The organism is Pseudonocardia sp. DxW, assembly GCF_058448985.1.
In genome coordinates this window covers 70,054-95,462 of sequence record NZ_JBZFLK010000020.1, presented here as the reverse complement: position 1 = coordinate 95,462, position 25,409 = coordinate 70,054, and the positions used below count along the sequence as shown (strand labels likewise).

Below are 25,409 nucleotides of genomic sequence, written 5' to 3'. Positions count from 1 at the left end.
GGGTGACGCTCCGTTGCGGCCGCACGCAGCCCTCGTTACCCCGGCAAGACCGTTTGCGACGGTCTATCGATCAACAAGGAGGTTGTGAGATGCGGAAGTCCGTTCGCGGCGCGATCGTCGGCGCGGCCCTGCTCCCCCTGGCCGTCGCAGGCCCCGGAATGGCCTTCGCCGGCTCCACCGGCTACGAGGAGTCCTCCGGCAAGGACCACTCGAAGCACGAGGACCACGGCAAGGACCACGGCAAGGACCACGGCAAGGACCACGGCAAGGACGGTGACCACGAGCACGGTCACCACAAGCACGACAAGAAGCACGACAAGAAGCACAAGCACGAGCACGGCCACGAGAAGGACGAGAAGAAGGAGTCCCCGGTCCCCGAGCCGCTGGCCGGCGTGCTCGAGCTGATCACCGGTGCGACCGGCGGGGAGATGGCTGCCGGTCCGGTCGGCTGAGCCGACCGCTCCGGTGGGCGGGCCGGTTCCGGATACGAGGGGGCCTCCGGACCGGCCCGTTCGCCTGTCCGGGACCGGCCTCAGGTCGCCGGCGCCGGGTCCGACGACGGCGGGTCGCGCAGCACGGTGTCGCCCTTGACGAACCAGGCGACGCCGAACGCCAGGATCGCGACGGCCTCCAGCCAGAACAGCGTGTTCCAGCGCGCGGCGAGCGCGTCCGGCAGGAACGCGGCGTCGAGCGCCGCCAGCACCAGGCTGGCGATGATCGTCGCGCCGCAGATCCGGTAGACCCGGTTGCGGGCGGCCTTGCGCGGGTTGTGCACGTCGCCGCGGGTGAACAGGTCCAGGCAGAACACCGCGAGCCCGACGAAGAAGATCGCCGCCGCCACCAGGTGCAGCCATCCGACGACGGTCCCGGCCGTCGTCGCACCCGTCTCCGGGCTGGTCGGCAGCAGCGCGACAGCGATCGCCGCGGTCCCGGTGACGTTCGCCAGCAGCCGGTCCGGCCGGTCGTAGCGGTAGCAGTAGAGGAAGACACCGATCGCGCACATGCTGCCGACGAAGACGTCACGCACCGGGGAGTACCAGTACCGGCTGATCGAGTCGCGCAGTCCGTCGCCGCCGAGCGCCAGATCCCCGATGACCAGCACGAACGGCAGCCCGATCCCGATCACGCCGACCGCCCGCCGGAGCCCGAGGTAGGACAGGACGGCGCCCTCGGCGCGCGGAGTCGGCGACGTCATGACGAAGATCGTCCCAGGCGGGAGACTCGAACTTCTGTTCGATCCGAGGTAGGCTCCGTCGGGTGGACGCGTGCTGGCAGGGATCGCTGTTCGCCGAGGTCGGGGCGGAGCCGGCGCCGGTGTTCCGGCACGAGCTGGCGCACGGTGCGTGGGTGGACGTCGCACCCGGCTGGGTCCCCGGGCCGGACGCGCTGTTCGACCACCTGCGCAGGTCGGTGCCGTTCCGCGGGCACCGCCGCCGGATGTACGACCGGATGGTCGACGAGCCGCGGCTGACCCACCGCTGGATACCGGACATGCCGGACGGGCCGCCGGTGCGGCTGCGGGACATGGCCGCCGAACTGGGGGAGCGGTACGGCGTCCGGTTCACCCAGATCGGCGTGAACCTCTACCGGGACGGGGCGGACGGCGTCGCGTGGCACGGCGACCGGGTCGCGCGGGAGCGGCCCGAGGCCGTCGTCGCGCTGGTGTCGCTGGGGGCGACCCGGCCGCTGCGGCTGCGGCCCACCGGGGGCGGGGCGTCGGTGTCGTTCCCGCTGGCGTCGGGCGACCTGCTGGTGATGGGCGGCACCTGCCAGCGCACCTGGCAACACAGCGTGCCGAAGATGGCGGTGTCCGGGCCGCGGATCAGCGTGCAGTTCCGGCACCTGTATCCGGGCGCACCGGGGCTGCACCAGGCCGGGGGAGCGACATAGTCTGCGGCGATGCAGCGCAAGATCGGGGTGATGGGCGGGACGTTCGATCCCATCCACCACGGCCACCTCGTGGCGGCCAGCGAGGTGGCCGACCGGTTCGCCCTCGACGAAGTGATCTTCGTGCCGACCGGGGAGCCGTGGCAGAAGTCCGACCGCGACGTCTCACCCGCCGAGGACCGCTACCTGATGACGGTCGTGGCGACGGCGTCGAACCCGCGCTTCACGGTCAGCCGCGTCGACATCGACCGGCACGGCCCCACCTACACCGCGGACACCCTGGCCGACCTGCACGCCGCGATGCCCGAGGCGAAGCTGTTCTTCATCACCGGCGCCGACGCGCTCCAGCAGATCCTGTCCTGGCACAAGATCGACGAGCTGTTCTCGCACGCCCACTTCGTCGGCGTGACGAGGCCGGGCTACGAGCTCGCCGACGGGCACCTGCCGCAGGGGTCGGTGACGACCGTCGAGGTGCCGGCCATGGCGATCTCGTCGAGCGACTGCCGGGCGCGCGTGGCCGCGGGGCGGCCGGTCTGGTATCTGGTGCCGGACGGGGTCGTCCAGTACATCTCCAAGCGCAGCCTCTACCTGAATCCGGGCCGCTGAGCTGCGGCTTCTCTGGGCGGCACCCCCGTCGGTACAAATCCGGTACAAGATCACCTGGCTCGGACGGTCAGCGGAGACCCGCACCCGGCGCCGTGTCGACGTGCGCGTCGGCGCGCGCATGAGCATCGGTTGCGCCCGTGGTCGCGCTGGCGGAGCAGCCGGGGATCGCCGAGGTCGCGACCCTCGACCACCGCCACTTCCGTGTCGTGCGGCCGCGGCACGTGGACGCGTTCACCCTGCTGCCCTGACGGCAGGCGACTGCGCACGGTCTCCGGAATCGGGCGTCCGGGACGATCTCCGATCGCCCGACGTGCCGCGTCATCCGGCGCCCCGGGTCGCATCCCGACGGAGGACGACGACGTCCACCGCGGCGGTCAGCCCCACGATCCGCGGAAGCCGTGCGAGCACACGGTCACGGTGGTCTCCGTCGACGTGATGGGCGCTCGGCCCCATGCCGACGAGTGCGCGGACCTCGCGGGGCTCCAGAGCGAGCCGCCATCGCACCTGTTGCCGGGCGACGGCCGTGAAGCCCGCGAAGGCGTGGCGCAACCGGTCCGCCTTGCGGGGGTCCACGCCGACCACGCCGAGTCGGCCGCGCAGCTCGCGCAGATGGTCGGCGCCCGCGGTCGCGACGATCGCGATCCCGTCACGCGTCAGGACACGATCGATCTCCGCCGGTGTCCGTGGACCGAAGACGTTCAGCACGACGTCGGTCGAGCTCGACGCGAGCGGCAGTGGCTGCCACATGTCCGCGCCGACGGCAGCGGCCCTCGGATGGGCGCGGCCTGCGCGTCGGAGTGCCGCCACGGACAGGTCCAGGGTCACGCCCCACGCGCCCGGGAGCGCGTCGAGGGCGGCTCCGAGGTAGTGGCCGGTGCCTCCGGCGAGATCGGCGACGAGTCCGTCCTGCCGGGGAGTGTGCTCGACGGCGAACGCCGTGATCGTCGAGCGCAGTGCCCCGAAGTGGCCCTGTCCCAGGAACGACTCGCGTGCCGCCACCATCGCCGCGGTGTCCCCGCGGTGGCGGCGCCGGCCGGGCAGCAGCGTGACATGGCCCTGGCGGGCGATGTCGAAGGAATGCCCCGCCGGGCACCGGAGGGTGTCGGTGTTCCGTTGCAGCGCAGCGGCATCGCACAGCGGGCACCGCAGCCGCCGGAGCACGGCGTCCAGCGGGGTCGGGTATCGGGCGGAGCCGTCGGAGTGGCAGCCGACGGCGGGTGTGTTCTCCACGGTCGCGCAGTCCCTGTGAACCGGAGGGGGACGCGGCGGTGGCACGTCTGCACGACGAGCCCATGTCGGCACGGGTTAGAGGCCGTCGGACCGCGAGGCCGGACGGCGGGGTGCACCGCCTCAGGCGGTGCGGGGGCGCTTCGCGAGCGGGAGCCACATGGGCCCGGACCCTACCTGCCCGGTCGTCGTCGAGCGTCGAGTCGACACCGGATCGGATGACGATCCCTCAGTCGCAGTAACCCTCGTTGGACCGTTCGCGACACAGTGGGCAGAACCCCAGCTCACGGGGTCGACCGTCGGGTAGAGGGGGTCCGTGGGAATCGGTCGCCACGTCCTGGTCGCTGCCGTCGCCGCCACCCTCGCCGCGTCCGCGTGCAGCGCCGCGTCGGGTGCGGACCGGGTCGCCCTCGAACCGGCGGCCCCGTCGGCGACGAGCTCCTCCGCGCCCGCCGCCGGTCTGCTGCCCCGGGTCGATGCCGGCTCGTCCGGGCTGCGGTCGGCGGTGGACGAGGCGATCGTGGCGACGCACGACCGGGTCGCCGCGGCGGCGCAGGAGGCTGCCCGTCGCAGCGAGGACCCGGACCCTGCGGGGCCGCGCGGGCGACGTCCGATGCCGGCTGCGCGCAGCGGGCGATGGCCGCCGGGCAGTTCGACCCGTCCTGTGCGGCCTACCAGGGGTACCTGGACCCGGGTACGTCCGCCGGTCGCGCGCCGACCAGCGGCGAGGTTCAGCTGCAGTACGCCTGCGAGCAGGGCCTGGTCCCCGAGGACGACTGCTGACGCCGTGCTCGGCGTGACCGCCGGCGGGCGGCGCCGGTCTACCGGCGAAGCAGGCGCGCCTTCTGGTCCTCGAACTCCTGGTTCGTGAGCACGCCCTGGTCCCGGAGCTCGGCGAGCTCGCGGAGCTCGGCGGCGACACCGAACCCGGCCTGCGCCGAGGGGGCCGGGGCCCCGTGGGCCGGCATCGAGGCGGGCGCCGGGGCGTAGTGCTGCGGCGGGGCGTGGTGCTGGGGGCTGTGGTGCTGGGTGCTGTGGTGCTGGGTGCTGTGGTGCTGGGTGCTGTAGTGCTGGGGGTCGTGGTACTGCGGCGGGTGGGCATGGTGCGGCGGCATCTGCTGGATGTGCGGTGGGGCCGTGGCGGGCGGGACGCATACCGTTCCCGGGTCACGGCCTCCACCCGCTCGCGCAGGATCGCGGCCACGGCCTCGGCCTCGCCCTTGTCCACCTGCGTGACGACGCGGGACGCCCCGGCGGTCGCGATCATGATCTTGCCGAGAAGCAGGCCGCGGGACGAGCCCACGCCGGTGATCCGGTCGTACGGGAAGTCCTCGAAGCTGTGGTTCACGATGCCTTCGGAGACGAACAGCGCTCGCCGATCGGTGGCGACGAGCAGGCCGCTGTTGCCCGCGGTGAGCCCACCGGCCATGGCGAGGACGACCTCACCGCCGTTCAGGTACTCGGGGAGCTTGCGGACGTCCCGCTTCCTGCCGAGCTTGTTGGCCAGGTTCCCCATGCCGCTGCGATGTCGGCGCGCATGTCCTCGCTCATGAGGCCCAGCCTCTCATGGGGGATCGTGGTCCGCCGCCGCCCCGACCTCCGCGGGTGCGGCGGAGACGTTGCCACGGAACGGCCCGCCGGGACCCACACCGCCGTCAACCGGAGCAGCCGGTCCAGGTGGGCCGACGGGAACGCCCGGGCGAGGCCTCCGGTGTAGGAACGAGGTCCGCCCACCGCCGCGGCCCGCTACCGGGCGTCGACCTGCGGCACCCGCCCGTCGGATCCGTGCAGCAGCCACCGGACGCCGGAGCGCGCCAGCATCAGGGTGACGACCAGCAGCGTCACCGAGACGAAGCCGCCGAGGCTGACCCGGTCGCCGAAGACCAGGTCGACCGCCTCCAGGACGACGAACTTGCTCCCGAACGCGACCAGCCAGAGACCCACCGCGGCCGTCACCTTCCCGAGCGGGGTGGACGCCCCGCGCAGCCGTGCGACGACCCGCTGCTTGGCGACGAGCACGACCTCCAGAACGGCCTTCAGCAGCACGGCCGTGAGCAGCGTGAGGGTGAACGTCTCGCTCAGCACCCGGGGCAGGTACTCGACGAAGAGGTTCAGCACGACGACGTAGACGAACACGTCGACCAGATCGGCCGCGAGCCGTGGGTTCACCTGCGGGCGGGCGCCCCCGGCCTGATCGGACATGCCAGCCACCACCGTCGGAGATCCTCGCCGGCAGCGCCGGGCCGTGTCGCGACAGCGTAGTCCGGCCGCGCCCGCGACCGGGCCGTCCGGCCGGGGACCCGGGCGGGCGGGAACACCCCGCGGCCGGTCCGTGCGCTGGTCGCGCCGGGCCGCCGCTCGACGAGCGGGTACCTGGCCCGGTCGGTGGTCCGGGCCCGGCTGCTCGGCGGGTCCGGGCTCGCGCTCGGCGCCCACCTCACCCGCTGGTCGGCGCCGGCGGTCGGGATCGGGACCTGGCCGGCCGACGCGATGGAGCGGGCCGGCCGAGACCGCGCTGCGCCGGCTCGCCTACCGCCCGCTACGCCACAACGGCCGGGAAGCGCGGGCCGCCCGATGAGCCTGCCGCGACGGCCGTCGGCACGGCAGGATGGTGTCATGACGGAATCCCCGGCGTCGTCCGCCGGCTCGTTCCTGCCCGCGAAACCCGCACTGGTGACGGTCGACGACGATCCGAGCGTCTCCCGGGCGGTGGCCCGCGATCTGCGCCGCCGCTACGGCGAGCGGTTCCGGGTGGTCCGCGCCGAGTCCGGCCAGGCCGCGCTCGACGCGCTCAAGGAGATGGCGCTGCGCGGCAACGACGTCGCCGTGCTCCTGGCCGACTACCGGATGCCCGGTATGAACGGCCTGGACTTCCTCGAGCATGCCCTCGATCTCTACCCGATGGCCCGCCGGGTGCTGCTCACCGCCTACGCGGACACCTCCGCGGCGATCACCGCGATCAACGTCGTCGACCTGGACCACTACCTGCTCAAGCCGTGGGACCCGCCGGAGGAGAAGCTCTACCCGGTCGTCGACGCGATGATCGAGGCGTGGGAGCGGGCCGAGCGCCGCGAGGTCTGCGAGACCCGGGTGATCGGGCACCGCTGGTCGGCCCGCTCGCACGAGCTCCGCGACTTCCTGGCCCGCAACCAGGTCCCGTACCGCTGGTACCCGGTGGAGGCGCCGGAGGCGTGCCGGCTGCTGGCCGCCGCCGGGGTCGACGACTCCCGGCTCCCGGTGGTGATCTCGCCGGCCGGTGAGTGCCTGGTGGCGCCCGAGGAGGTGCAGCTCGCCGACCGGGTCGGGCTGGCGACGGTCCCGGCCACCGACTTCTACGATCTCGTGGTGGTCGGCGGCGGCCCCGCCGGGCTCGGCGCGAGCGTGTACGGCGCGTCCGAGGGGCTGCGCACCGTGCTGGTCGAGCGCACCGCGACCGGCGGCCAGGCCGGGCAGAGCTCGCGGATCGAGAACTACCTGGGCTTCCCGGACGGCGTGTCCGGCGCCCAGCTCACCGACCGGGCCCGCCGGCAGGCCGTCCGGCTCGGCGCGGAGGTGCTGACCACCCGCGACGTCGTCGGGCTGGAGGCCAACGGCAGCGCCCGCACGGTCCGGTTCGCCGACGGCACGGCGATCCACGCGCACGCCGTCGTGCTCGCCACCGGGGTCTCCTACCGGGAGCTCACCGCGCCCGGGCTGGCCGACCTGGTCGGCCGCGGCGTGTACTACGGCTCCGCGCTGACCGAGGCGTCGGCCTGCTCCGGCGACGACGTCTACATCGTCGGCGGCGCGAACTCCGCCGGTCAGGCCGCGGTGTACTTCGCCCGCTTCGCCGGCAGCGTCACCATCCTGGTGCGCGGCCCGGGCCTGCAGGACTCCATGTCGCAGTACCTCATCGAGCAGATCGACGGGATCGACGCGATCACCGTCCGCACCGGCACCGAGGTCGTCGAGGCCACCGGCGGCGAGCACCTGGAGAAGCTGACGCTGCGGGACCGCGCGACCGGCGAGACCGAGACGGTGGACGCCTGCTACCTGTTCGTGTTCATCGGCGCCAGCCCGCGGACCGAGTGGCTGGGCGAGCGGATCCGGCGCGACGCGGGCGGCTTCGTGCTGGCCGGCCCGGATCTCCTGACCGACGGCAGGCGCCCGGCGGGATGGAACGCCGACCGCGATCCGTTGCACCTGGAGACGAGCCTGCCCGGGGTGTTCGTCGCCGGCGACGTGCGGGCCGAGTCCGTGAAGCGGGTCGCGTCGGCCGTCGGCGACGGGGCGATGGCCGTGTCGCTCGTCCACCGGTACCTGGAGAACCCGTCATGACCGAAGCCGTGCAGACCAGCTGCGACCCGGACGAGCTGCGCACCCTGTTCCTGTTCGAGAAGCTGGCCGACGAGCAGCTCGGCGCGCTCTGCGAGCAGGGCCGGGTCGAGCTGCACCAGCCCGGCCCGGTCTACACCGAGGGCGACGCCGCGACCTGCTTCTTCGTGCTCATCGAGGGCACCGTGGTGATCAGCAGGCGGTCCGGCAGCGAGGACGTCGAGGTGGAGCGGACCTCGCAGCGCGGCGTGTACGCCGGGGCGTGGACCGCCTACCTCGGCGACCGGGTCCCGCAGGTGTACGGCAACTCGCTGCGGGTCACCGTGCCGTCCCGGTTCTACGTGCTCGACGCGGAGAAGCTCGCGGTGCTCATGCAGGCGTGGTTCCCGATGGCGCTGCACCTGCTCGAGGGGCTGTTCTTCGGGATCAAGAACACCCAGCAGGCGGTCGCCCAGCGGGAGCGCCTGCTGGCGCTGGGCTCGCTGTCGGCCGGCCTGACCCACGAGCTCAACAACCCGGCCGCGGCCGCGGTCCGGGCGACGGCCACGCTGCGCGAGCGGGTCGCCGCGATGCGGCACAAGCTCGGCCTGATCGCGGCGGGCCCCTACCAGCGGGCCGATCTGGAGACCCTGATGAGGCTGCAGGAGGACGCCGCCGACCGGGTCGGCAAGGCCCCCGACCTGAGCCCGATCGAGGCGGGCGACGCCGAGGACGCGGTCGGCGAGTGGATGGAGGACCAGGGCATCGCCGGCGCCTGGGACGTCGCCCCGAACTTCGCCGCCGCCGGGATCGACGTCGACTGGCTGGAGCAGGTCCGGGCGAGCGTGCCCGAGCCGCTGCTGGAGAGCGCGGTCCGCTGGCTGAACTACACGGTCGAGACCGAGCTGCTGATGAACGAGATCGCCGACTCGACCACCCGGATGTCCACCCTGGTCGGCGCCGCGAAGCAGTACTCGCAGATGGACCGGGCGCCCTACCAGACGGTCGACGTGCACGACCTGCTGAAGTCCACGCTGGTCATGCTGGGCGGCAAGTTCGGCGACGGCGTCACCCTGGTCAAGGACTTCGACCGCAGCCTGCCGCCGATCTCGGTCTACGCCGCCGAGCTGAACCAGGTGTGGACGAACCTGATCGACAACGCGGTGCAGGCGATGGACGGGCACGGCACCCTCACCGTGCGCACCGGCCGGGACGGCGACCGGCTGCTGGTCGAGATCGCCGACACCGGGCCGGGCGTGCCGGAGGAGATCCGCTCCCGGATCTTCGAGCCGTTCTTCACCACCAAGGCCGTCGGCGAGGGCACCGGCCTCGGCCTGGACATCTCCTGGCGGATCGTGGTCCGCCGGCACCACGGCGACCTGCGGGTGCTCTCGGAGCCCGGGAACACCCGCTTCCAGGTGCTGCTGCCGTTCGAGGTGGCCGAGCCGCAGGACTGACCGGGCGGATCAGGTGAGCACGGTGCCGCCGTCGACCGCGATGGTCTGGCCGGTCACGTTCGCGGCCCGCTCGGAGAGCAGGAACGCGACCATCTCGCCGAGGTCCTCCGGGGTCTGCGGGCGCCCCATCGGCACCATCGACTCCACGAACCCCTGGAAGATCGTCTCCGGGGTCGACCCGGCGTGCGCCGGGTCGTTCGCCAGCAGCCACTCGCTGGTGGTGCGCCACATGTCGGTCCAGATCAGCCCGGGCATCACGGTGTTGGCGCGCAGCCCGGTCGGTGCCCCCACCCGGGACAGCACGTGCGTCAGCTCGATCACCGCGGCCTTGGACGGGCCGTAGTCGGCGAGTACCTCCAGGCCGAGCCGGGCGCCGATCGAGGCGATGTTGACGATCGCGCCCGGCCGGCCCGCCCGGCGCAGGAACAGCTCCTGCGAGGTGAGGAAGGTGCCCCGGGTGTTCACCGCGAACGTGCGGTCCCACTGCTGCTCGGTGAGCTCGGTGAAGGGCACGAACATCCCGACGCCCGCGACGTTCGCGAGTGCGTCGACCTCGCCGAGCTCGGCCTCGGCGGCGTCGAACGCGGCCCGGACCGACGCCCGGTCCGCCACGTCGCACACCGCGTGCGCGACCCGCGCGCCGTCGGCGGCGAGCTTGCCGGCGACCTCGGCGAGCCGGCTTGCGTCGACGTCGGTGAGCAGCACCGGCTGCTCCTGCGCGAGCCGGGCGGCGATCGCCGCGCCCAGGCCGCCGGCCGCCCCGGTGACGAGTGCGACGCTCACGGCAGCTCCCGGGCGATCTCCGGGGCGAGCAGCTCGGCGGCCCGCTCGGCGGTGATCACGTCGGCCGGGTCCGGGCGGGTGATCTCGCGGGAGGCGCCGTCCTCGTAGACGTGCTCGCCGATCAGCCTGCCCCGCTCGTCGTAGGGCCAGACGAACGCGAGCGTGCGGCGCAGCAGGTACATCTCGGCCGGGTCGTCGCCGGCCCGGACGTTGCCGAACGCGCTCTCGCCGAGCATCGGGGCCGGGACGAACGCGTTGAACACGACCTCGCCGGAGAAGCCGTGGTCGTTGACCGCGATGTCCTGGTCGGCCACCCACATGACCAGCGCGTTGGCCGCGACCAGCGACTCGTAGAAGCCGGTCACCTCGGCCATCCCGTCCAGGACGATCGACTGGCCGCCCTCGTGCAGCCGGTACTGCGGGTGCTCGACGGTCATCTCGGGGGCGAGCAGCTCCTGGTAGCGCCCGGACACCTCCAGCAGACCGTGCAGGCGGTAGTTCTTGAGGATCTTCCGGTGCCGCGGGTTCTCGATGTTCTCCAGCTGCTTCTCCAGCCCGGCGAACATCGTCACGAACTCCTGCTCGTAACGGCTCATGTGGTGGTACCTCCGTCGTTGGTGGTGCGGCAGAGGCTCGCCCGCCGGGCGGCGCAGCGTCCAGGACATGTTCCGGCGCTCGTGTGAACCGATCGGTTATCACCGCAGGTGTTGACGCCGGTAGCGACATGGCGTGCAACACTGGCGACGGAGGAGTCGCCGTGGACCTGAACCTGCACCTGGTGCGCTATCTCGTCGCCGTCGTCGACGAGGGGCACTTCGGCCGTGCGGCCGCCCGGCTCCTGGTGAGCGGCCCGGCGCTGAGCAAGCAGATCCGCACGCTGGAGCGCAGGCTCGGGGTGGAGCTGCTCGACCGCAGCGCCCATCCGGTCGTCCCCACCGAGGCCGGCCGCCGGTTCCTGCCGGACGCCCGGGCGGCGCTGGCGGCGGCCGACCGGGCGGTCGCCGGCATCGAGGCGTACCGGCGGGACCTGCACGGCGTGCTGCGGCTCGGGTTCATGAGCGCGGCGACCGGCACGCACACCCGGCGGATCCTGGAGCTGCTGCAGCGCGACGCCCCGGCGGTGAGCGTCCAGCTCGTCCAGCTGCCGTGGCACGAGCAGGTGAGCGCGGTCCGCGACCGCACCGTCGACGCGGCACTGGTCCGGCCGCCGGTCGCCGACCCCGGCGGGCTGCGGTTCGACCTGGTCCGGCACGAACCCCGGGTCGTCGCGCTCCCGGCCGGGCACCGGCTGGCCGCCCGGTCCGTGGTCACGCTCGCCGATCTCGACGGGGAGCCGCACGTCGACGACGACCGCAGCGACCGGGTGTGGGTGCGGTGGTGGGCCTGCGATCCGCGGCCCAGCGGGGCGCCGGTGCGCTACGGCCCGGTCGTGCACACCATGGACGAGCTGCTGGAGGTCGTCGGCCGGGGTGCGGCGATCGCGATCACCGGGGGATCGGTCGCGGACAGCTTCCGGCATCCGGACGTCGCGTTCGTGCCGGTGCTCGACGTCGATCCGTGCCCGATCTCGCTGTGCACCCTGGACGGCGAGCAGTCGACGCTGGTGGCGGCGCTGCGCCGGGCGACGCGGGCGGTGCAGGACACGTTCGGCGCCGGGAGCTGAGACCGGGGCCGGGCGGCTCAGCCGGACCGTTCGGCGGCCGGCGACCCGGGCGGTGACCCGGCGACCGGCCCGCCGCCGGTGCGCCGGAAGTCGCTGGGGGTCACCCCGCGCACCCGCTTGAACGCCGCGCTGAACCCGAACGCGTCGGAGTAGCCGACGCTCCGCGCGACCTCGGCGACGGTGGCGCCGTCCCGGCCGGTCAGCAGGTCCGCCGCGAGGGTCATCCGCCAGCCGGTCAGGTAGGTCAGCGGGGGCTCGCCGACCAGCTCGGTGAACCGTTTCGCCAGCGTCGCCCGGGACACCCCGGCCCGCTCGGCGAGCGACGACACCGTCCACGGCGCGGCCGGTTCCTCGTGCAGCAGGCGCAGCGCGTGGCCGACGACCGGATCGCGGTGCGCGCTGTACCAGGCGGGCGGCGCCCCGCCGGGCCGGTCGAACCACTCGCGCAGCGTGCACACCAGCAGCCAGTCCAGCAGCCGGTCGAGCACCACCTGCTGACCGGGCGCGTCGACGGCGACCTCCGCGGCCAGCAACGCCCGCACCGCGTCGGCGGTGCCGTCGGGCGCGAGCCGCAGCACGTCGGGCAGTGCGTCGAGCAGCCGTCGCCCGATCTCGCCGGTCACCGGGTACGCGCCGGTCACCAGCGTCGTCGAACCGGGGTGGTCGGCGGTGTCGTCGTGCCAGCCGAGCCGGTGCCGGGTGCCGCCCAGCTCCGGCACCGCGCAGGACTCGCCGCACTCGATCGGCTCGGCGGCCGTCCCGGGCGCGTCGACGAAGGAGAACCGGGCCGGACCGCGCACGACCAGCATGTCGCCGGCCGCGAGATGCTCCGGTGGACGCCCGTCCGGCACGATCCATCCGGCGCCGTCGAGCACCGTGCACAGGGTGAGCGGGGCGCCGTCGACGAACCGCAGCGACCACGGTGCGGTCAGCGTCGAGCTGCCGAACAGCGAGCCCTGGGCACGGACCCCGCGGAACAGGTCACCGAACGCGTCCACCCCGCCAGGCTAGACGAACACACAGGAGATCCGGCTTCCTGTCCATGGAATCGTCCGATCCGGCGGCGTTGACTCGGTGCCATGACCACCACAGCCACGGACACCACAGCCACGGACAGGACGCTGGTACTCGGCGCCACCGGCAAGACCGGCCGGCGGATCGTCCCCCGGCTGCGGATGCGCGGTGTCCCGGTCCGGCCCGCGTCCCGCTCCGGCCCGACCCGGTTCGACTGGTCGGACCCGGCCGGATGGGACGCGGTGCTGCGCGGCGTCGGCACCGTCTACGTCGTCGCGCCGACCGTGCCCGGCCCGGTGCACGGGTTCGTCGACCGGGCCGAGGCGGCCGGGGTGCGCCGGCTGGTGCTGCTGTCCGGGCGCGCCGCCGACGACTGGGGCGACACGACGTTCGGCCGGGACATGCTCTCGGCCGAGGACGCGGTCCGCTCCTCGGCCCTGGAGTGGACCGTGCTGCGGCCGTCGAACTTCGCGCAGAACTTCGACGAGGACGTCTTCCACGCCCCGCTGCTGGCCGGTTCGCTCGCGCTGCCGGCCGGCCCGGTGCCCGAGCCGTTCGTCGACCTGGAGGACGTCGCCGACGTCGCCGCGGCCGTGCTCACCGAGCCCGGCAGGCACGCCGGGCTGGTGCACGAGCTGACCGGCCCGCGTGCGGTGCGCTTCGCCGAGGCCGTCGACCTGATCGCCGGCGCGTCCGGCCGGCCGATCAGCTACCGGCAGGTGTCACCGGACGCCTACACCGCGTCGCTCGTCGAGCAGGGTGTGCACCGCGACGAGGCGGAGCTGGTCACCGCGATGTTCGTCATGATGGAACGCGGCGCCGGCGCCCCGACCACCGACGGGGTCGCCACCGTGCTGGGACGCGCACCGCGGCCCTTCGAGGACTACGTCGTCCGCGCCGCCGCCGCCGGTGCCTGGCGCGGCCGACCGACGGGAGGGACACGATGAGCACCAGCACCGCACTCACCGCCGAGGACGTCGAGTTCCTCGGGCGCCCGCTGCTCGGCCTGCTGACCGTCGCCGGGGCCGCGGAGCCGCCGCAGCCGCGGCCGGTCTGGTTCGAGGCCGTCGCGGACGGCACGATCGCGCTGTTCACCCTGCGGGGCTCGCCGAAGCTGCGCCATCTCGAACGCGATCCGCGCGCGTCGCTGGTCGTCGCCGCCCCGGTCGGCGAGCGCGAACGCTGGGTCGCCGTCGCCGGCCGCACCACGCTGCACGACGACGGGGTGGACGAGCTGGTCAAACGGCTCGCCGGCCGCTACTGGGATCCCGTCGACCGGGCCGACGATCTGGCCGGGATGCTCGCCGGGGACAATCTCCGGGTGCAGCTGCACCCGGAGAAGGTGTCCCGGTTCTCGTTCTGAGCCCGGCCGTCCGGACTCAGGTGCGGTCCCGCATCCGGTCGATCTGCTCCTTCGCCTCGACCAGCGAGGCGCCGGTCGTCTCCCGGTACGCCTTCACCGCGGCCACGTCGCTGCCCTCCGCGAGCAGCGCCTCGACCCGGCTCAGGTCGGGCCGCTCGTAGTCGATCCCGAGGTGGTCGAGGACGGCGTCGAGCTTGCGCTCGACGTTCCGCAGCCGGGCCCGCTCGCGCTCCCGGTCGCGGCGGTCCGCAGCCAGCGCCGCCATGATCACCAGCACCGCGCCGAGCACCAGCAGGCCCACCATCGCGTAGTCCATGTGGCGCAGCGTACGTCCAGCGGCCGCCCGCGCGACCGGGCACGCGGGGTGACGGCCGCTCCGCGGGACGGCGGGGCCTGCGGGTGGCCCGGTGCCCCGCGTGACACGCGGCGCTACTTCGATCATGTTGCGGGACACGAGGGGTCGAATTGCGGTTCCCTGTCGTCGAGTCGCGCGTTGACCGGGTATGAACGTCGACGCCGACGCCCTGACCGCGCCCATCCTCGGCCGTTCCGACATCGAGTCGCTGCGCCGCTCCGGCCCCCGCCACCGGCTGCACGACGAATCCGCGACCGTGGCCCCGGCCCCCGCCGGGACGCCCGCGTCGCCCGGCTGGCCGTGGCTGGCACTGGTCGTCCTCGGCAATCTCGTCGTGCTGGGCATGCTCGTGCTCGTCGTGCTCTGGACCTGACCTTCCGGCAGGTCACGCCGGGCGCGCCGGACGCCGCTGCTTGTGTCCCGACTCACAACGGGGGAGAGTCGCGGAGCAGGCCCGCGGCGTCGAGGAGCAGAGGATCAATGGCGATCGAGAACCCCTACTACACGCACGAGTTCCACGGTGACTACGACCTGGTGAGCATCGGGGAGTTCGCCCTGGAGGAGGGCGGGGTCATCCCCGACCTGAACCTGGCCGTCGCCACGTTCGGCACGCTGAACGAGGCCAGGGACAACGCGATCCTGGTGACCACCTGGTACTCGGGCACGCACCAGATCTTCCGGGACGTCTACATCGGCCCGGACCGGGCGCTGAACCCGGAGCGGTACTTCATCGTCGTGATCAACCAGATCGGCAACGGGCTGTCCACCAGCCCGCACAACGCCGCCGGGGCGAACGCCAAGATCGCCATGTCGCGCTTCCCGCACGTCCGGATCGGCGACGACGTGCGCGCCCAGGAGCAGCTGCTGCGCGAGCACTTCGGCATCGAGACGCTGCAGCTCGTCGTCGGCGGCTCGATGGGCGCCCAGCAGACCTACGAGTGGATGGTGCGCTTCCCCGGGAAGGTCCGGCGGGCCGCCCCGATCGCCGGGACCGCGCAGAACACCCCGCACGACTTCCTCTACACCAAGGCCCTGATCGAGGCGATCACCTCCGATCCCGGCTTCAAGGACGGCGAGTACTCCTCCAACGCCGACGTCGTCGACGGCCTGAAGCGGCACGCCGGCATCTGGGCGGTGATGGGCTTCTCCACCGAGTTCTGGAAGCAGGAGCTGTGGCGGGCCCTGGAGTTCGAGTCGAAGGAGGCGTTCATCGAGGGCTTCCTGGAGCCCTACTTCACCCAGATGGACCCCAACGACCTGCTCTGCATGGCCTGGAAGTGGCAGCGCGGCGACGTCGCCCGGCACACCGGCGGCGACCTCGAGGCCGCACTGGGCCGCAACACCGCCGTCGCCCGGATCATCCCGATCAACGAGGACATGTTCTTCCCGGTCCGGGACCACGAGGCCGAGCTGGAGCTCACCCCGCACGCCACGATCCGGGTGATCGACGACCTGCTCGGGCACCTCGCCCTGTTCGGTGTCTCGCCGACCTACATCGGGCAGGTCGACAGCTACCTGCAGGAGCTGCTCGACACCGACGCCTGACGACGGTGACGGACCCGGTCGCGATCGAGTCGGCGCGCCGCAGCTTCCTGGCCGACGGCGCCGCCGGCCGGTCGCCCGCGGTGCGCCCCGAGGTACTCCGCTCCTGGGAGCGCTCGAAGGTGGGGGAGCCGGTCTTCGCCGGGCACGAGGCCGCCGGTTCGGCGGTCGCCGAGGCCGACGAGGTGTTCGCCCGGTTCCTGACGCTCACCCCCGACCTGCCGTGCTCGCTGGCGCTGGTCGGGGAGGACGGCGTGCTGCGGGTCCGCCGGGACGGCGGCGGCGGGCTCGCGGCGCTGCTCGACGCCGTCGGGTTCACGCCCGGGTTCCGGCTCGCCGAGGACGTCGCCGGCACCACCGCCGCCGCGCTCGCCCCGCACACCGGCGGCGCGGCCCGCGTCGACGGTCCCGAGCACCTGCATCCGGACCTGACCTGGCTGGCCGAGGCGGCCGCCGTCGTCGGGCGGGACGACGGCGGGCCGTGCGACGCCGTCGTCGTCCTCGGGCACGTGTCCGACCCGCCCGGTGAGCTGGGGCTCGCCGTCGCCCGCGGGCTCGCCGCGGACGTCGGCGCGCTCGTCCGGGACCGCCGGACCCGGCTCGCCAGGGCGGTGCACGACGGGTACGCGGCCGCCGAGGCGACCGGCCACGCCTGGGTGCTGGCCACCGACGGGGCGTTCCTGCTCACCTCGCCGGGGGTGCGCCGGCTGCCCGCCGCCGACCAGCAGGTGCTCGCCGATCTCGCGCTCGGCGGCGCCGTGCTGTGCGAGGACGGGACCCGGCACGCCGACCTGCCGTCCGGGCGGTGTGCGCAGCTCGGCGTGACGCCGGTACCGGGCGGCGGCTGCGTCGTCGCCGGCGGGCCGGTCGACGAGTCCCGGGCCGCGGTCGTCCCGGAGGCGGTGCGGCGGCAGGGCTCGCACGTCGCCCCGACCGGCCGCCGCGACTACGCCGCCGACCTGCGCGACGGCGAGGGTCGCGCGCACTCCGAGGCCCGGCGGCGGGCCAACCGCGAGCTGCTCAGCCCGTACCTGCGGGCCCGGCACGAGGTCGCCGCCGCGGTCGGGCAGGGGCGGCACCAGCTGCTCGTCGGGGAGGCCGGCGCCGGGAAGCGGACGCTGGCCGTCGAGCAGTTCCGGCGGGCGCACCCGCAGGGCCGCACCCGGGTCGTCGACTGCGCGACGATCGGGAACGGCGGCCCGGACCCGCTCGCCCCGGTCGCCCGCGAACCGGGGGACCGGCCGCACCTGCTGGTGCTGTCCCAGCTGAACCTGCTCGGCCCGGTCGCCGCGCGCCGGCTCGACGAGTCGCTGCGCACCCTGGTCGCGATGCCCGGGCCGCTGCTCGTCGCGGGCTGCGTCGACTCCGCGTCGGTCGACGCGACCCGGCCCTACGGACTGCTGCTGCGGCACTTCCACGAGACCGTCCGGGTCCCGGCGCTGCGCTACCGCGCCGACGAGCTCGGCGACATCGCGCTGTCCATCCTGCACTCGCTCTCCGGCGGCCGGTCGCTGCGGCTGTCGCTGCAGGTCGTCCGGGTGCTGGAGGGGTACGCCTGGCCGGGGAACCTGCGCGAGCTGACCGACGTGCTGCGCTACGTGGTGGCCCGCAAACCGGTCGGCGTGATCCAGGCGCCGGACCTGCCCGCGTCCTGCTTCACCGGCCGCGCGCCGCGGATGTCGATGCTCGAGGCCGCCCAGTGCGACGCGATCATCCAGGCGCTCTACGAGTCGCGCGGCAACCGCTACAAGGCCGCCGAGATGCTCGGCATCGCCCGGTCCTCGCTGTACCGCAAGATCGACGCGTTCGGGATCAGCTACATCGGCTGAGAGTGTCCCGTTCCCGGGACGACCGGCCCTGCCACGGCACCCACCGGCTGCGGAACAGTCCCATATCGCGACAGTCGAATGTGTTCCGGGTCACTAGCGTCGAGGACGCTGGACCAGACCCACCTGCGACCACGCGGAGGCAGCAGATGAAGGCACTCGTGTACCACGGCCCGGAGAGCAAGGCCTGGGAGGACGTCCCGGACGCGGCCGTCCAGGACCCGACCGACGTCGTCGTCAAGGTCGACACCACCACCATCTGCGGCACCGACCTGCACATCCTGCAGGGCGACGTCCCGGCGGTCACCGACGGCCGGATCCTCGGTCACGAGGCGGTCGGCACGATCACCGAGGTCGGCGACGCGGTCAGCGGGTTCTCGGTCGGCGACCGGGTGCTCGTCCCGGCGATCACCAAGTGCGGCCGCTGCGCGTACTGCCAGCGCGGGATGCCGTCGCACTGCCAGACCGTCGGCGGCATCGGCTGGATCTTCGGGCACCTGATCGACGGCACCCAGGCCGAGTACGTCCGGGTGCCCTACGCCGACACCTCGCTCTACGCGGTACCCCAGGGCGTCAGCGACGAGCAGGCGATCTTCCTGGCCGACTCGCTGCCCACCGGGTACGAGGTGGGCGTGCTGGCCGGCAACGTCCGGCCCGGTGACACCGTCGCCGTCGTCGGGGCCGGCGCGGTCGGCCTGTCCGCGGTGCTGACGACCGGGCTGTGGGGCGCGTCGAAGGTGATCGCCATCGACTCCAACAAGTTCCGGCTGGAGAAGGCGCTGGAGTTCGGCGCGACCGACGCCGTCGAGGTCGGGCCCGGCACCGTCGGGGACGTGACGGCGCTGACCGACGGGCTCGGCGTCGACGTCGCCATCGAGGCGGTCGGCTACCCGGAGACCCTGCTGACCGCCGCGTCGCTGGTGCGGCCCGGCGGCACCATCGCCAACGTCGGCGTGCACGGCACCCCGGTGGAGCTGCCGATGCAGGACATGTGGATCTCCAACGTCACCCTGACGATGGGCCTGGTCGACACCGTCTCGATCCCGACGCTGCTGAAGATGGTCGCCGGCGGACGGATCCCGGCCGAGAAGATGGGGACCCACGAGTTCACCTTCGACCAGATCGACGAGGCGTACGACGTGTTCAAGAACGCCGCCGCCAACCAGGCGCTGAAGGTCGTCATCCGGCCCTGAGGCCGGGCCCCCGCGGCCGGCCGAGCGGATCGGCCGGCCCGCCGGGGCCTCACTCGTCGGACGCGGCCCGCTCCAGCCGGGCCCGCACCTGCCGCGACACCAGCAGCCCCAGCACGACGGCGACCACCAGCGCCACCCAGGAGAACCGCTTCAGCCAGGTCTCGGCGACCAGCCCGAGCAGCTGCACCGCCGCCACCGTGCCGCCGGCCCAGAGCACCGCACCGGTGGCGTTCGCGGCGAGGAACGCCGGGTAGCGCATCCGCATCGTCCCGGCCAGCGGGCCGGCCAGGATCCGCAGCAGCGCGACGAACCGCCCGAACAGCACCGCCCACCCACCGTGCCGCTCGAACACCCGGCGCGCCACCGCGACGTGGCCCGGCCCCAGATGGCGGGGAACCGGCGGCCGGGCCGGTCCAGCAGGCCGGTGCCGTACCGGTGGCCCACGGAGTACCCGATCGAGTCACCGACGACCGCCCCGGCCGTCGCCGCTCCGGCCAGCGCGACCGGATCGATCCCCGGCCCGCGGGTGGCCAGCAGCGCGGCCCCCACCAGCACGATCTCGCCGGGCAACGGCACGCCGACGCTCTCCACGCCGACCACCACCGCGCACAGCAGGTAGATCGCGAGCGGCGGGACCGCCGTCAGCCAGTGTCGAGGTGCACGGATTTCATCATGCCTGGGTATGTCTGCTGCGGGGACCGGCCCGGCCGGGCATGATCCGCGGCCGTGAGCACACCGCTGGAGCAGGCCTTCCTGGCCGCGCACGAGGATCTGCCCCGCGAGGCACCCGGATCGGAGGAGACCACGGCGCTGCTGCTGCAGCTCGTCGGACCGCTCCCGGAGGCACCGCGGATCGTCGACATCGGCAGCGGCACCGGCCCGGCGACGCTGCCGCTGGCCGCCGCGACCGGCGGCGAGGTGATCGCCGTCGACGCGCACGAGCCCTACCTGGCACGGCTGCAGGCGCACGCCGCGATCTCCGGACTGGGCGAGCGGGTCCGCCCGCTGGTCGCGACCATGGACGACCTGCCGCTGCCCGACGGCGAGGCCGACCTGGTCTGGGCCGAGGGCGCGGCCTACATCATGGGCTTCGACGCGGCACTGGCCTCGTGGCGGCGGCTGCTCGCCCCCGGCGGCACCCTGGTGCTCACCGAGGCCGAGTGGACCACGACCGACCCGTCGCCCGGGGCCAGGCAGTTCTGGGACGCCGGGTACCCGGCGATGCGGACGACCGCCGGCAACGTCGCCGCCGCCCAGCAGGCCGGGTACACGGTGGCGGCCACCCATCTGCTCCCGGACTGCGACTGGGACGCCTACTACCGCCCGCTCGCCGCGCGGCTGGAGCTGTTGCGCGCCGACGGGGTGGATCCGGAGGTGCTCGACGAGGTCGGGCGGGAGATCCGGGTCCGCGAGGAGTTCGGTGCCGACTACGGCTACACCGGATACGTGCTGCGCCCCCGCTGACCGGCACGCCCGCCGCCGGGACTCAGCCGCGGACGGCCCGGACGAACCAGGCGGCCGAACCCAGCGCGACGCCGTCCGGTCCGGCGTGCCCGCGCCCGGCACCGGTCCGGATCGCCGAACGACACCGGGCTCGGGCCGTCCGCGGGTGGATCGGGGAGCTCCGGCGCACGGTGCACGACGGTCGGCCACTCCTGCTCGGCGAGCGATTGCCAGACCTGCAGCGCGATCCGGCCGCCGGGACGCGCGCGGTGCAGGTTCGCGAACGCGGCGGCCGGGTCGTCGAAGAACATCACGCCGTTGCGGCTGATCACGACGTCGGCGGTGCCGGCGCCGAGATCGTCGGTCTGGGCGTCGGCGACGGCGAAGCTCGCCCGCCCCGGGCCGGTCGGGCGGCTGCGGGCGATCGACAGCAATGCCTCGGACATGTCGACGCCGTGCGCCGCACCGTCCGGACCGGCGGCAGCGGCGGCGTCGAGGGTGGTCGTCCCGGCACCGCAGCCGATGTCCAGCACCCGCTCGCCGGGCCGGACGGCCGCATTCGCCCGGAACTCCGGGAGGTAGCCGGCGACCCCGGCGTCGAACCGGGCCGCGTGTGCGGCCCAGAAGTCCCCGCCGCTACCGGCCCACACCGACCACTGTTGCGCGTTCGGCGTCGTCACCGGCGGGAGCGTAGCGCCGGTCCGGCCCCCGTCACCGGCGGTCCGCCGGGACGGGGGCGGGGTGTCAGGACAGTGTCTCGGCGAACAGCGGCACGGCGTTGTCGATCGCGTACCGGGTCGACGGCGTCGATCCCGCCGAGAACGCCTCGACCAGGGTGGCGTCGTCCAGGATCAGCAGGTGGCCGGCCCGGGCGGCCGGGATCTGGTTCAGCACCGGGTCCTCGCGCAGCGGGGTGGCGTCGGCACCGATCGGGAACATCACCGTCAGGTCGGCGCTGAGCTGCTCGATCTGCTCGCGGGCCAGCTCGATGTAGAAGCTGTCCCCGGCCTGGTCCTGGATCTCCGGCTTGTTCACGAAGCCGAGGCTCTCCATGAAGTCGACCCGGCCGTCGCCGCGGACGTAGCCGCCGTACTGGTCGCTGAAGTACGCGCCGACCGCGACCGTCCTCCCCTCGAACTGGGGGTTCGCGGCCCGGGCGTCGGCGAAGGCCTGCTCGATCTCGCTGATCTGCTGGGCGCCCTCGTCCTGCTTGCCGAGCGCCGCGGCGACCATCTCGTGCTGCTGCTGCCAGGACGTGCCGTAGGCGACGACGCCGGCCGGCGCCGAGACCGTCGGCGCGATCTTGGACAGCTCGTCGTGCTTCTCCCGGCTGTTGTCCGAGCGGGTGTTGAGGATGAGATCCGGTTCGAGCGACGAGATCTGCTCGTAGCTGAGCTCGAGCGTGCCGAGCAGCGTCGGCGGCTCGGTGACCAGGTCGTCCGCCCACGGGCCGACGCCGTTGCCGCCGAAGGCCATCCAGTCGCTGACGGCCACCGGCTGCACGCCGAGCGCCAGCGCGGCCTCCGCGTCCGACCAGCCCAGCGCGATCACGCGCTGCGGGTCCGCGGGCACCGTGACCGGCCCGAACATGGTCTCGATGGTGGCGCCGTCGGCCGCCGGGGTCTCCTCGACCTGGCCGCAGCCGGCGAGGACGAGTGCGCCGGCGAGCAGGGTCGCCACGCCCGCCACCAGGCGTCGTCGCTGGAACCTCATGCTGTGTTCTCCACTTCGTCCGTACTGCTCGGCGCGGTGGCCGAGACGTGGTGCCGCCCGATCGGCACGATCATGGGTGTCCCGGAGACGGGGTCGCGCAGGATGTCGGCGTCCATCCGGAACACCTCCTTGATCATTTCGGAGGTGACGATCTCGGACGGATGGCCCTCGGCCATGATGGAACCGGCCCGCATCGCGACCAGGTGGTCGGCGTAGCGGCAGGCGAGGTTGAGGTCGTGCAGGACGACCGCGATCGTCGTGCCGGACCGGCGGTTCAGGTCGGTCAGCAGGTCCAGCAGCTCGACCTGGTTGGCGAGATCGAGGTAGGTGGTCGGCTCGTCGAGCAGCAGCAGGTCGGTGCGCTGGGCCAGGGCCATCGCGATCCACACCCGCTGGCGCTGGCCACCGGAGAGCTGGTCCACCGGCCGGTCGGCGAGCTCACCGCTGGAGGTGACGGCGAGCGCGTGCGCGACCGCCTCGTCGTCCTCGGCGTTCCACTTCCGGAACCAGCCCTGGTGCGGGTAGCGGCCGCGGCTGACCAGGTCGGTGACGGTGATGCCGTCCGGTGCGACCGGGGACTGCGGCAAGATGCCGAGCACGGTGGCGACCTCGCGGTTGGGGACCTCGCCGATGTCCCGGCCGTCGAGGTAGACGGTGCCCTCGACCGGGGTGAGCAGCCGGGCCAGCGCGCGCAGCAGGGTCGACTTCCCGCAGCCGTTCGGCCCGATGATCATCGTGACGGCCCCGGTGGGCACGTCGATGCTGAGGTCCGCGACGACCTCGCGCTTGTCGTAGGCGAGGCGGAGGTGCTCGGCGCGCAGGGTGTGCCGTGGGCTGCCGGCCGTGTCCTGGGTCATCGTCATCCTCCTCGGCCGGCGCGGTTCATCGTCGTCAGCTGGAACAGCAGGTAGGGCGCGCCGATCGCGCCGGTGAGCACTCCGACGGGCAGCAGCGGCAGGCCCGGTGTGTGCTGCGCGAGGATGTCCGCGACCAGCACGATCAGGGCGCCGACGAGGGCCGACGCGAGCAGCGCCGGGCTCCCGTCGCGGGCCAGCCTGCGGCCGATCGGCCCGGCCAGCAGCGCCACGAAGGCGATCGGCCCGCTCGCCGCCGTCGCCACCCCGGCCAGTGCGACGGCGGAGACCAGCAGCCCCAGCCGGGCCTGCTGGACCGGCACCCCGAGCCCCTTCGCGGCGTCATCGCCCATGCCGAGCAGGCCGAGCACCCGGGCCAGCAGCACGGTGACCGGGACCAGCGCCGCCAGCGTGATCGCCAGCGGGACGGCCTGCGACCAGTTGCGTCCGCTGAGGCTGCCGCTGATCCAGACCAGCGCATCGGACGCGCTGGTGACCTGCGCCCGGGTCATGAAGTAGCTGATCACGCTCAGCAGCAGCGCGGCCAGCCCGATGCCGACCAGGATCAGCCGGTAGCCGGTGACGCCGTTGCGCCAGGCCAGCGCGTACATGGCGGCCGCGGTGAGCAGCGCCCCGCCGAGCGCCATCGCCGACACGCCCAGTCCGTCCAGGCCGAACAGCACGATCCCGAACACCGCGGCGGTGCTGGCCCCGGTGCTGATCCCGATCACGTCCGGGCTGGCCAGCGGGTTGCCGAGCAGGGACTGGATCACGGTTCCGGACATGCCGAACGCGATCCCGACCAGGATCGCGGTGACGATCCGCGGCAGCCGCAGCTCCAGGATCACGTAGTTGGTGTTGCGGCTGCCCTGCCCGGCGAGGGTGGACAGCACGTCGGGCAGCGGGATCAGCGACTCGCCGACGCACAGCGACACCGCGGCGACCAGCAGCACGCCCGCGCCGAGCGACAGGCCGACGCCGATCCGCCGGACCCGGGCCGCCGCCCGGCTGCGCAGCACCGCGGCCCGCTCGACGGCGCCGAACGCCGTGTCGGCGGGGCCGGACGCGCCCTCGCCGGGGCCGGTCGCCCGGGGGGCCTCGATGCTCACAGGCTGCTCACCCGCCGTCCGCGCACCAGCGCGATGAACACCGGCGCCCCGATGACGGCGGTGAGGATCCCGACCTGCACCTCGCCCGGGCGGGCGATGATCCGCCCGAGCACGTCGGCGCCGAGCACCAGCACCGGCGCGAGCACCGCGGCGTAGGGCAACAGCCACCGGTTGTCCGGGCCGGCGATCAACCGCGCGACCTGCGGTATCGCCAGCCCGACGAACCCGATCGGCCCGGCCGCGGCGGTGGCGGCGCCGCACAGCAGCACCACCGACAGCCCGGAGACCACCCGCGCCCGGGTGATGTTCGCGCCGAGCGCCCTGGCCATGTCGTCGCCGAGGGCGAGGGTGTTGAGCAGTCCGCCGGAGAGCAGCGCGACGACGGCGCCGAGTGCGATGAACGGCGTCACCGAGGTGACGACCTCCCAGTCCCGGCCGGCCAGTGAGCCGACCTGCCAGAGCCGGAACTGCTCGAACGCGTCGGAGTTGGTGAGCAGCACGGCGGTGGTGAAGGAGACGAACGCGGCGTTCGCGGCGGCGCCGGCGAGTGCCAGCTTGATCGGGGTGGCGCCCTCCCGGCCGAGCGCGGAGACGCCGTAGACGACGACCGCGGCCAGTGCGGCACCGACGAACCCGAACCAGACGTAGCCGGACAGTGCGGTCAGGCCGAACGTGGTGATACCGACGACGACCAGCAGCGACGCCCCGGCGTTGATCCCGAGCACGCCGGGATCGGCCAGCGGGTTGCGGGCGACGGCCTGCATCACGGTCCCGGCCAGGCCGAGGGCCAGCCCGACGAGCAGTCCCAGCACCGTCCGGGGCACCCGTTCCAGCCGGACGAACAGGTGGTCGTTGTTCGTGGGATCGAACACCGTGAACGCGTCCAGCACGGTCGACGCCGGGATCTCCTTGGCGCCGACCATCACGCTGAGCAGGCACACCCCCAGAAGGACGGCGCCGGAGACCAGCAGCCCGGCGGCGCGTACGCCGATCCCGGTGCGTGTGCGGCCCGGCGGCGTCCCGGGCACGGTCACACCCGTGGCAGCGCTCATCGCCCGCCCACCTCCCCCCGGTGACCGCC

At 73.6% G+C, this 25,409-nt stretch carries 28 protein-coding genes and 1 pseudogene; 14 read left to right on the top strand and 15 right to left on the bottom strand.

What is annotated here, in order from left to right:
• Positions 1-89 precede the first annotated feature (89 nt).
• Positions 90-452 carry a hypothetical protein gene (locus ACVJO7_RS26615; protein WP_491675138.1) on the top strand — a complete coding sequence of 121 codons (363 nt, stop codon included), beginning with the start codon at positions 90-92 and terminating at the stop codon, positions 450-452.
• 80 nt (positions 453-532) lie between these two features.
• Here the strand turns inward: ACVJO7_RS26615 and ACVJO7_RS26610 are convergent, their stop codons facing one another.
• Complete coding sequence (locus ACVJO7_RS26610; protein WP_491675137.1) at positions 533-1,195, bottom strand: DUF998 domain-containing protein; 663 nt, start codon at positions 1,193-1,195, stop codon at positions 533-535.
• Positions 1,196-1,257: 62 nt separating this feature from the next.
• On the opposite strand from ACVJO7_RS26610, the gene ACVJO7_RS26605 reads away from it, so the two are divergent.
• Both ACVJO7_RS26605 and nadD read left to right on the top strand, forming a co-directional pair.
• The gene (locus ACVJO7_RS26605; protein WP_491675136.1) at positions 1,258-1,890 is read left to right on the top strand and encodes an alpha-ketoglutarate-dependent dioxygenase AlkB; all 633 of its coding nucleotides are present in this window, start codon (positions 1,258-1,260) and stop codon (positions 1,888-1,890) included.
• A 9-nt stretch (positions 1,891-1,899) separates the two neighbouring features.
• Positions 1,900-2,493, top strand: a complete 594-nt coding sequence (gene nadD, locus ACVJO7_RS26600) for a nicotinate-nucleotide adenylyltransferase (RefSeq protein ID WP_344020353.1) — start codon at positions 1,900-1,902, stop codon at positions 2,491-2,493.
• A 318-nt stretch (positions 2,494-2,811) separates the two neighbouring features.
• Here the strand turns inward: nadD and ACVJO7_RS26595 are convergent, their stop codons facing one another.
• Positions 2,812-3,723, bottom strand: coding sequence for a putative RNA methyltransferase (locus ACVJO7_RS26595; protein ID WP_491675135.1), 912 nt, complete (start codon positions 3,721-3,723; stop codon positions 2,812-2,814).
• Positions 3,724-4,356: 633 nt separating this feature from the next.
• Here ACVJO7_RS26595 and ACVJO7_RS26590 point away from each other — a divergent pair.
• Positions 4,357-4,503: a hypothetical protein gene (locus ACVJO7_RS26590; RefSeq protein ID WP_491675134.1), complete on the top strand. Its 147-nt coding sequence runs from the start codon at positions 4,357-4,359 to the stop codon at positions 4,501-4,503.
• A 38-nt stretch (positions 4,504-4,541) separates the two neighbouring features.
• Here the strand turns inward: ACVJO7_RS26590 and ACVJO7_RS26585 are convergent, their stop codons facing one another.
• The 3 genes and pseudogenes from ACVJO7_RS26585 to ACVJO7_RS26575 all read right to left on the bottom strand — a co-directional run bounded on the left by ACVJO7_RS26585 (position 4,542) and on the right by ACVJO7_RS26575 (position 5,922).
• Positions 4,542-4,835 carry an SHOCT domain-containing protein gene (locus tag ACVJO7_RS26585; RefSeq protein WP_491675133.1) on the bottom strand — a complete coding sequence of 98 codons (294 nt, stop codon included), beginning with the start codon at positions 4,833-4,835 and terminating at the stop codon, positions 4,542-4,544.
• A gap of 83 nt (positions 4,836-4,918) precedes the next feature.
• Positions 4,919-5,236, bottom strand: a pseudogene (locus ACVJO7_RS26580) (PH domain-containing protein); the annotation flags it as partial.
• A 230-nt stretch (positions 5,237-5,466) separates the two neighbouring features.
• Entirely contained in the window at positions 5,467-5,922 is a 456-nt protein-coding gene (locus tag ACVJO7_RS26575) for a hypothetical protein (protein ID WP_491675132.1), read from the bottom strand.
• A gap of 414 nt (positions 5,923-6,336) precedes the next feature.
• Here ACVJO7_RS26575 and ACVJO7_RS26570 point away from each other — a divergent pair, with 414 nt between their 5' ends.
• Positions 6,337-8,037: an NAD(P)/FAD-dependent oxidoreductase gene (locus ACVJO7_RS26570; protein ID WP_491675131.1), complete on the top strand. Its 1,701-nt coding sequence runs from the start codon at positions 6,337-6,339 to the stop codon at positions 8,035-8,037.
• The gene (locus tag ACVJO7_RS26565) at positions 8,034-9,470 is read left to right on the top strand and encodes an ATP-binding protein (protein ID WP_491675130.1); all 1,437 of its coding nucleotides are present in this window, start codon (positions 8,034-8,036) and stop codon (positions 9,468-9,470) included. The genes ACVJO7_RS26570 and ACVJO7_RS26565 overlap by 4 nt, the downstream gene beginning before the upstream one ends.
• 9 nt (positions 9,471-9,479) lie before the next feature.
• Here the strand turns inward: ACVJO7_RS26565 and ACVJO7_RS26560 are convergent, their stop codons facing one another.
• Together ACVJO7_RS26560 and ACVJO7_RS26555 are read right to left on the bottom strand one after the other, a co-directional pair.
• Entirely contained in the window at positions 9,480-10,253 is a 774-nt protein-coding gene (locus ACVJO7_RS26560; RefSeq protein WP_491675129.1) for an SDR family NAD(P)-dependent oxidoreductase, read from the bottom strand.
• On the bottom strand, positions 10,250-10,849 hold the full coding sequence (locus tag ACVJO7_RS26555; RefSeq protein ID WP_344020319.1) for a hypothetical protein: 600 nt from the start codon (positions 10,847-10,849) through the stop codon (positions 10,250-10,252). Before ACVJO7_RS26555 ends, ACVJO7_RS26560 begins: the two co-directional genes overlap by 4 nt.
• A 161-nt stretch (positions 10,850-11,010) precedes the next feature.
• On the opposite strand from ACVJO7_RS26555, the gene ACVJO7_RS26550 reads away from it, so the two are divergent.
• A complete protein-coding gene (locus ACVJO7_RS26550; RefSeq protein WP_491675128.1) occupies positions 11,011-11,916 on the top strand; it encodes a LysR family transcriptional regulator in 906 nt (301 codons plus the stop codon).
• Positions 11,917-11,933: 17 nt separating this feature from the next.
• Here ACVJO7_RS26550 and ACVJO7_RS26545 read toward each other — a convergent pair whose 3' ends face one another.
• Entirely contained in the window at positions 11,934-12,914 is a 981-nt protein-coding gene (locus tag ACVJO7_RS26545) for an AraC family transcriptional regulator (protein ID WP_491675127.1), read from the bottom strand.
• A gap of 81 nt (positions 12,915-12,995) precedes the next feature.
• Here ACVJO7_RS26545 and ACVJO7_RS26540 point away from each other — a divergent pair, with 81 nt between their 5' ends.
• Both ACVJO7_RS26540 and ACVJO7_RS26535 read left to right on the top strand, forming a co-directional pair.
• Entirely contained in the window at positions 12,996-13,877 is an 882-nt protein-coding gene (locus tag ACVJO7_RS26540; protein WP_491675126.1) for an NAD(P)H-binding protein, read from the top strand.
• Positions 13,874-14,293: a pyridoxamine 5'-phosphate oxidase family protein gene (locus ACVJO7_RS26535; protein ID WP_491675125.1), complete on the top strand. Its 420-nt coding sequence runs from the start codon at positions 13,874-13,876 to the stop codon at positions 14,291-14,293. Before ACVJO7_RS26540 ends, ACVJO7_RS26535 begins: the two co-directional genes overlap by 4 nt.
• Positions 14,294-14,309: 16 nt before the next feature.
• Here the strand turns inward: ACVJO7_RS26535 and ACVJO7_RS26530 are convergent, their stop codons facing one another.
• Positions 14,310-14,609 carry a hypothetical protein gene (locus tag ACVJO7_RS26530; RefSeq protein ID WP_491675124.1) on the bottom strand — a complete coding sequence of 100 codons (300 nt, stop codon included), beginning with the start codon at positions 14,607-14,609 and terminating at the stop codon, positions 14,310-14,312.
• A gap of 187 nt (positions 14,610-14,796) precedes the next feature.
• Here ACVJO7_RS26530 and ACVJO7_RS26525 point away from each other — a divergent pair, with 187 nt between their 5' ends.
• From ACVJO7_RS26525 to ACVJO7_RS26510, 4 genes are all read left to right on the top strand, one after another.
• Positions 14,797-15,021, top strand: coding sequence for a hypothetical protein (locus ACVJO7_RS26525; protein WP_491675123.1), 225 nt, complete (start codon positions 14,797-14,799; stop codon positions 15,019-15,021).
• Positions 15,022-15,128: 107 nt separating this feature from the next.
• A complete protein-coding gene (locus ACVJO7_RS26520) occupies positions 15,129-16,193 on the top strand; it encodes an alpha/beta fold hydrolase (protein ID WP_491675122.1) in 1,065 nt (354 codons plus the stop codon).
• A 5-nt stretch (positions 16,194-16,198) separates the two neighbouring features.
• On the top strand, positions 16,199-18,019 hold the full coding sequence (locus ACVJO7_RS26515; RefSeq protein ID WP_491675121.1) for a helix-turn-helix domain-containing protein: 1,821 nt from the start codon (positions 16,199-16,201) through the stop codon (positions 18,017-18,019).
• A gap of 146 nt (positions 18,020-18,165) precedes the next feature.
• On the top strand, positions 18,166-19,209 hold the full coding sequence (locus tag ACVJO7_RS26510) for an alcohol dehydrogenase catalytic domain-containing protein (RefSeq protein ID WP_344020301.1): 1,044 nt from the start codon (positions 18,166-18,168) through the stop codon (positions 19,207-19,209).
• Positions 19,210-19,258: 49 nt separating this feature from the next.
• On the opposite strand, the gene ACVJO7_RS26505 is transcribed toward ACVJO7_RS26510, so the two are convergent.
• Positions 19,259-19,561 carry a DedA family protein gene (locus ACVJO7_RS26505; RefSeq protein WP_491675120.1) on the bottom strand — a complete coding sequence of 101 codons (303 nt, stop codon included), beginning with the start codon at positions 19,559-19,561 and terminating at the stop codon, positions 19,259-19,261.
• Between the two features lie 374 nt (positions 19,562-19,935).
• Between ACVJO7_RS26505 and ACVJO7_RS26500 the strand changes: the two genes are divergently transcribed.
• Positions 19,936-20,673 (top strand): class I SAM-dependent methyltransferase, encoded by a 738-nt coding sequence (locus ACVJO7_RS26500; RefSeq protein WP_491675119.1) that lies wholly within the window; start codon positions 19,936-19,938, stop codon positions 20,671-20,673.
• On the opposite strand, the gene ACVJO7_RS26495 is transcribed toward ACVJO7_RS26500, so the two are convergent.
• The 5 genes from ACVJO7_RS26495 to ACVJO7_RS26475 all read right to left on the bottom strand — a co-directional run bounded on the left by ACVJO7_RS26495 (position 20,643) and on the right by ACVJO7_RS26475 (position 25,380).
• On the bottom strand, positions 20,643-21,332 hold the full coding sequence (locus ACVJO7_RS26495; RefSeq protein WP_491675118.1) for a class I SAM-dependent methyltransferase: 690 nt from the start codon (positions 21,330-21,332) through the stop codon (positions 20,643-20,645). The genes ACVJO7_RS26500 and ACVJO7_RS26495 overlap by 31 nt on opposite strands.
• A 64-nt stretch (positions 21,333-21,396) precedes the next feature.
• Entirely contained in the window at positions 21,397-22,365 is a 969-nt protein-coding gene (locus tag ACVJO7_RS26490; protein ID WP_491675117.1) for an ABC transporter substrate-binding protein, read from the bottom strand.
• A complete protein-coding gene (locus ACVJO7_RS26485) occupies positions 22,362-23,222 on the bottom strand; it encodes an ABC transporter ATP-binding protein (protein ID WP_491675116.1) in 861 nt (286 codons plus the stop codon). The genes ACVJO7_RS26490 and ACVJO7_RS26485 overlap by 4 nt, the downstream gene beginning before the upstream one ends.
• Positions 23,223-23,224: 2 nt before the next feature.
• Complete coding sequence (locus tag ACVJO7_RS26480) at positions 23,225-24,328, bottom strand: FecCD family ABC transporter permease (RefSeq protein WP_491675115.1); 1,104 nt, start codon at positions 24,326-24,328, stop codon at positions 23,225-23,227.
• Complete coding sequence (locus ACVJO7_RS26475; RefSeq protein WP_491675114.1) at positions 24,325-25,380, bottom strand: FecCD family ABC transporter permease; 1,056 nt, start codon at positions 25,378-25,380, stop codon at positions 24,325-24,327. The genes ACVJO7_RS26480 and ACVJO7_RS26475 overlap by 4 nt, the downstream gene beginning before the upstream one ends.
• Positions 25,381-25,409 lie beyond the last annotated feature (29 nt).

Bases quoted from the DNA above. Each gene is read 5' to 3' on its own strand.
- ACVJO7_RS26610 (WP_491675137.1), bottom strand. From the start codon at position 1,195: ATGACGTCGCCGACTCCGCGCGCCGAGGGCGCCGTCCTGTCCTACCTC.
- ACVJO7_RS26585 (WP_491675133.1), bottom strand. From the start codon at position 4,835: ATGCCGCCGCACCATGCCCACCCGCCGCAGTACCACGACCCCCAGCAC.
- ACVJO7_RS26530 (WP_491675124.1), bottom strand. From the start codon at position 14,609: ATGGACTACGCGATGGTGGGCCTGCTGGTGCTCGGCGCGGTGCTGGTG.
- ACVJO7_RS26540 (WP_491675126.1), top strand. From the start codon at position 12,996: ATGACCACCACAGCCACGGACACCACAGCCACGGACAGGACGCTGGTA.
- ACVJO7_RS26525 (WP_491675123.1), top strand. From the start codon at position 14,797: ATGAACGTCGACGCCGACGCCCTGACCGCGCCCATCCTCGGCCGTTCC.
- ACVJO7_RS26570 (WP_491675131.1), top strand. From the start codon at position 6,337: ATGACGGAATCCCCGGCGTCGTCCGCCGGCTCGTTCCTGCCCGCGAAA.
- ACVJO7_RS26535 (WP_491675125.1), top strand. From the start codon at position 13,874: ATGAGCACCAGCACCGCACTCACCGCCGAGGACGTCGAGTTCCTCGGG.
- ACVJO7_RS26615 (WP_491675138.1), top strand. From the start codon at position 90: ATGCGGAAGTCCGTTCGCGGCGCGATCGTCGGCGCGGCCCTGCTCCCC.
- ACVJO7_RS26565 (WP_491675130.1), top strand. From the start codon at position 8,034: ATGACCGAAGCCGTGCAGACCAGCTGCGACCCGGACGAGCTGCGCACC.
- ACVJO7_RS26490 (WP_491675117.1), bottom strand. From the start codon at position 22,365: ATGAGGTTCCAGCGACGACGCCTGGTGGCGGGCGTGGCGACCCTGCTC.
- ACVJO7_RS26510 (WP_344020301.1), top strand. From the start codon at position 18,166: ATGAAGGCACTCGTGTACCACGGCCCGGAGAGCAAGGCCTGGGAGGAC.
- ACVJO7_RS26520 (WP_491675122.1), top strand. From the start codon at position 15,129: ATGGCGATCGAGAACCCCTACTACACGCACGAGTTCCACGGTGACTAC.
- ACVJO7_RS26485 (WP_491675116.1), bottom strand. From the start codon at position 23,222: ATGACCCAGGACACGGCCGGCAGCCCACGGCACACCCTGCGCGCCGAG.
- nadD (WP_344020353.1), top strand. From the start codon at position 1,900: ATGCAGCGCAAGATCGGGGTGATGGGCGGGACGTTCGATCCCATCCAC.
- ACVJO7_RS26590 (WP_491675134.1), top strand. From the start codon at position 4,357: ATGGCCGCCGGGCAGTTCGACCCGTCCTGTGCGGCCTACCAGGGGTAC.
- ACVJO7_RS26575 (WP_491675132.1), bottom strand. From the start codon at position 5,922: ATGTCCGATCAGGCCGGGGGCGCCCGCCCGCAGGTGAACCCACGGCTC.
- ACVJO7_RS26475 (WP_491675114.1), bottom strand. From the start codon at position 25,380: ATGAGCGCTGCCACGGGTGTGACCGTGCCCGGGACGCCGCCGGGCCGC.
- ACVJO7_RS26555 (WP_344020319.1), bottom strand. From the start codon at position 10,849: ATGAGCCGTTACGAGCAGGAGTTCGTGACGATGTTCGCCGGGCTGGAG.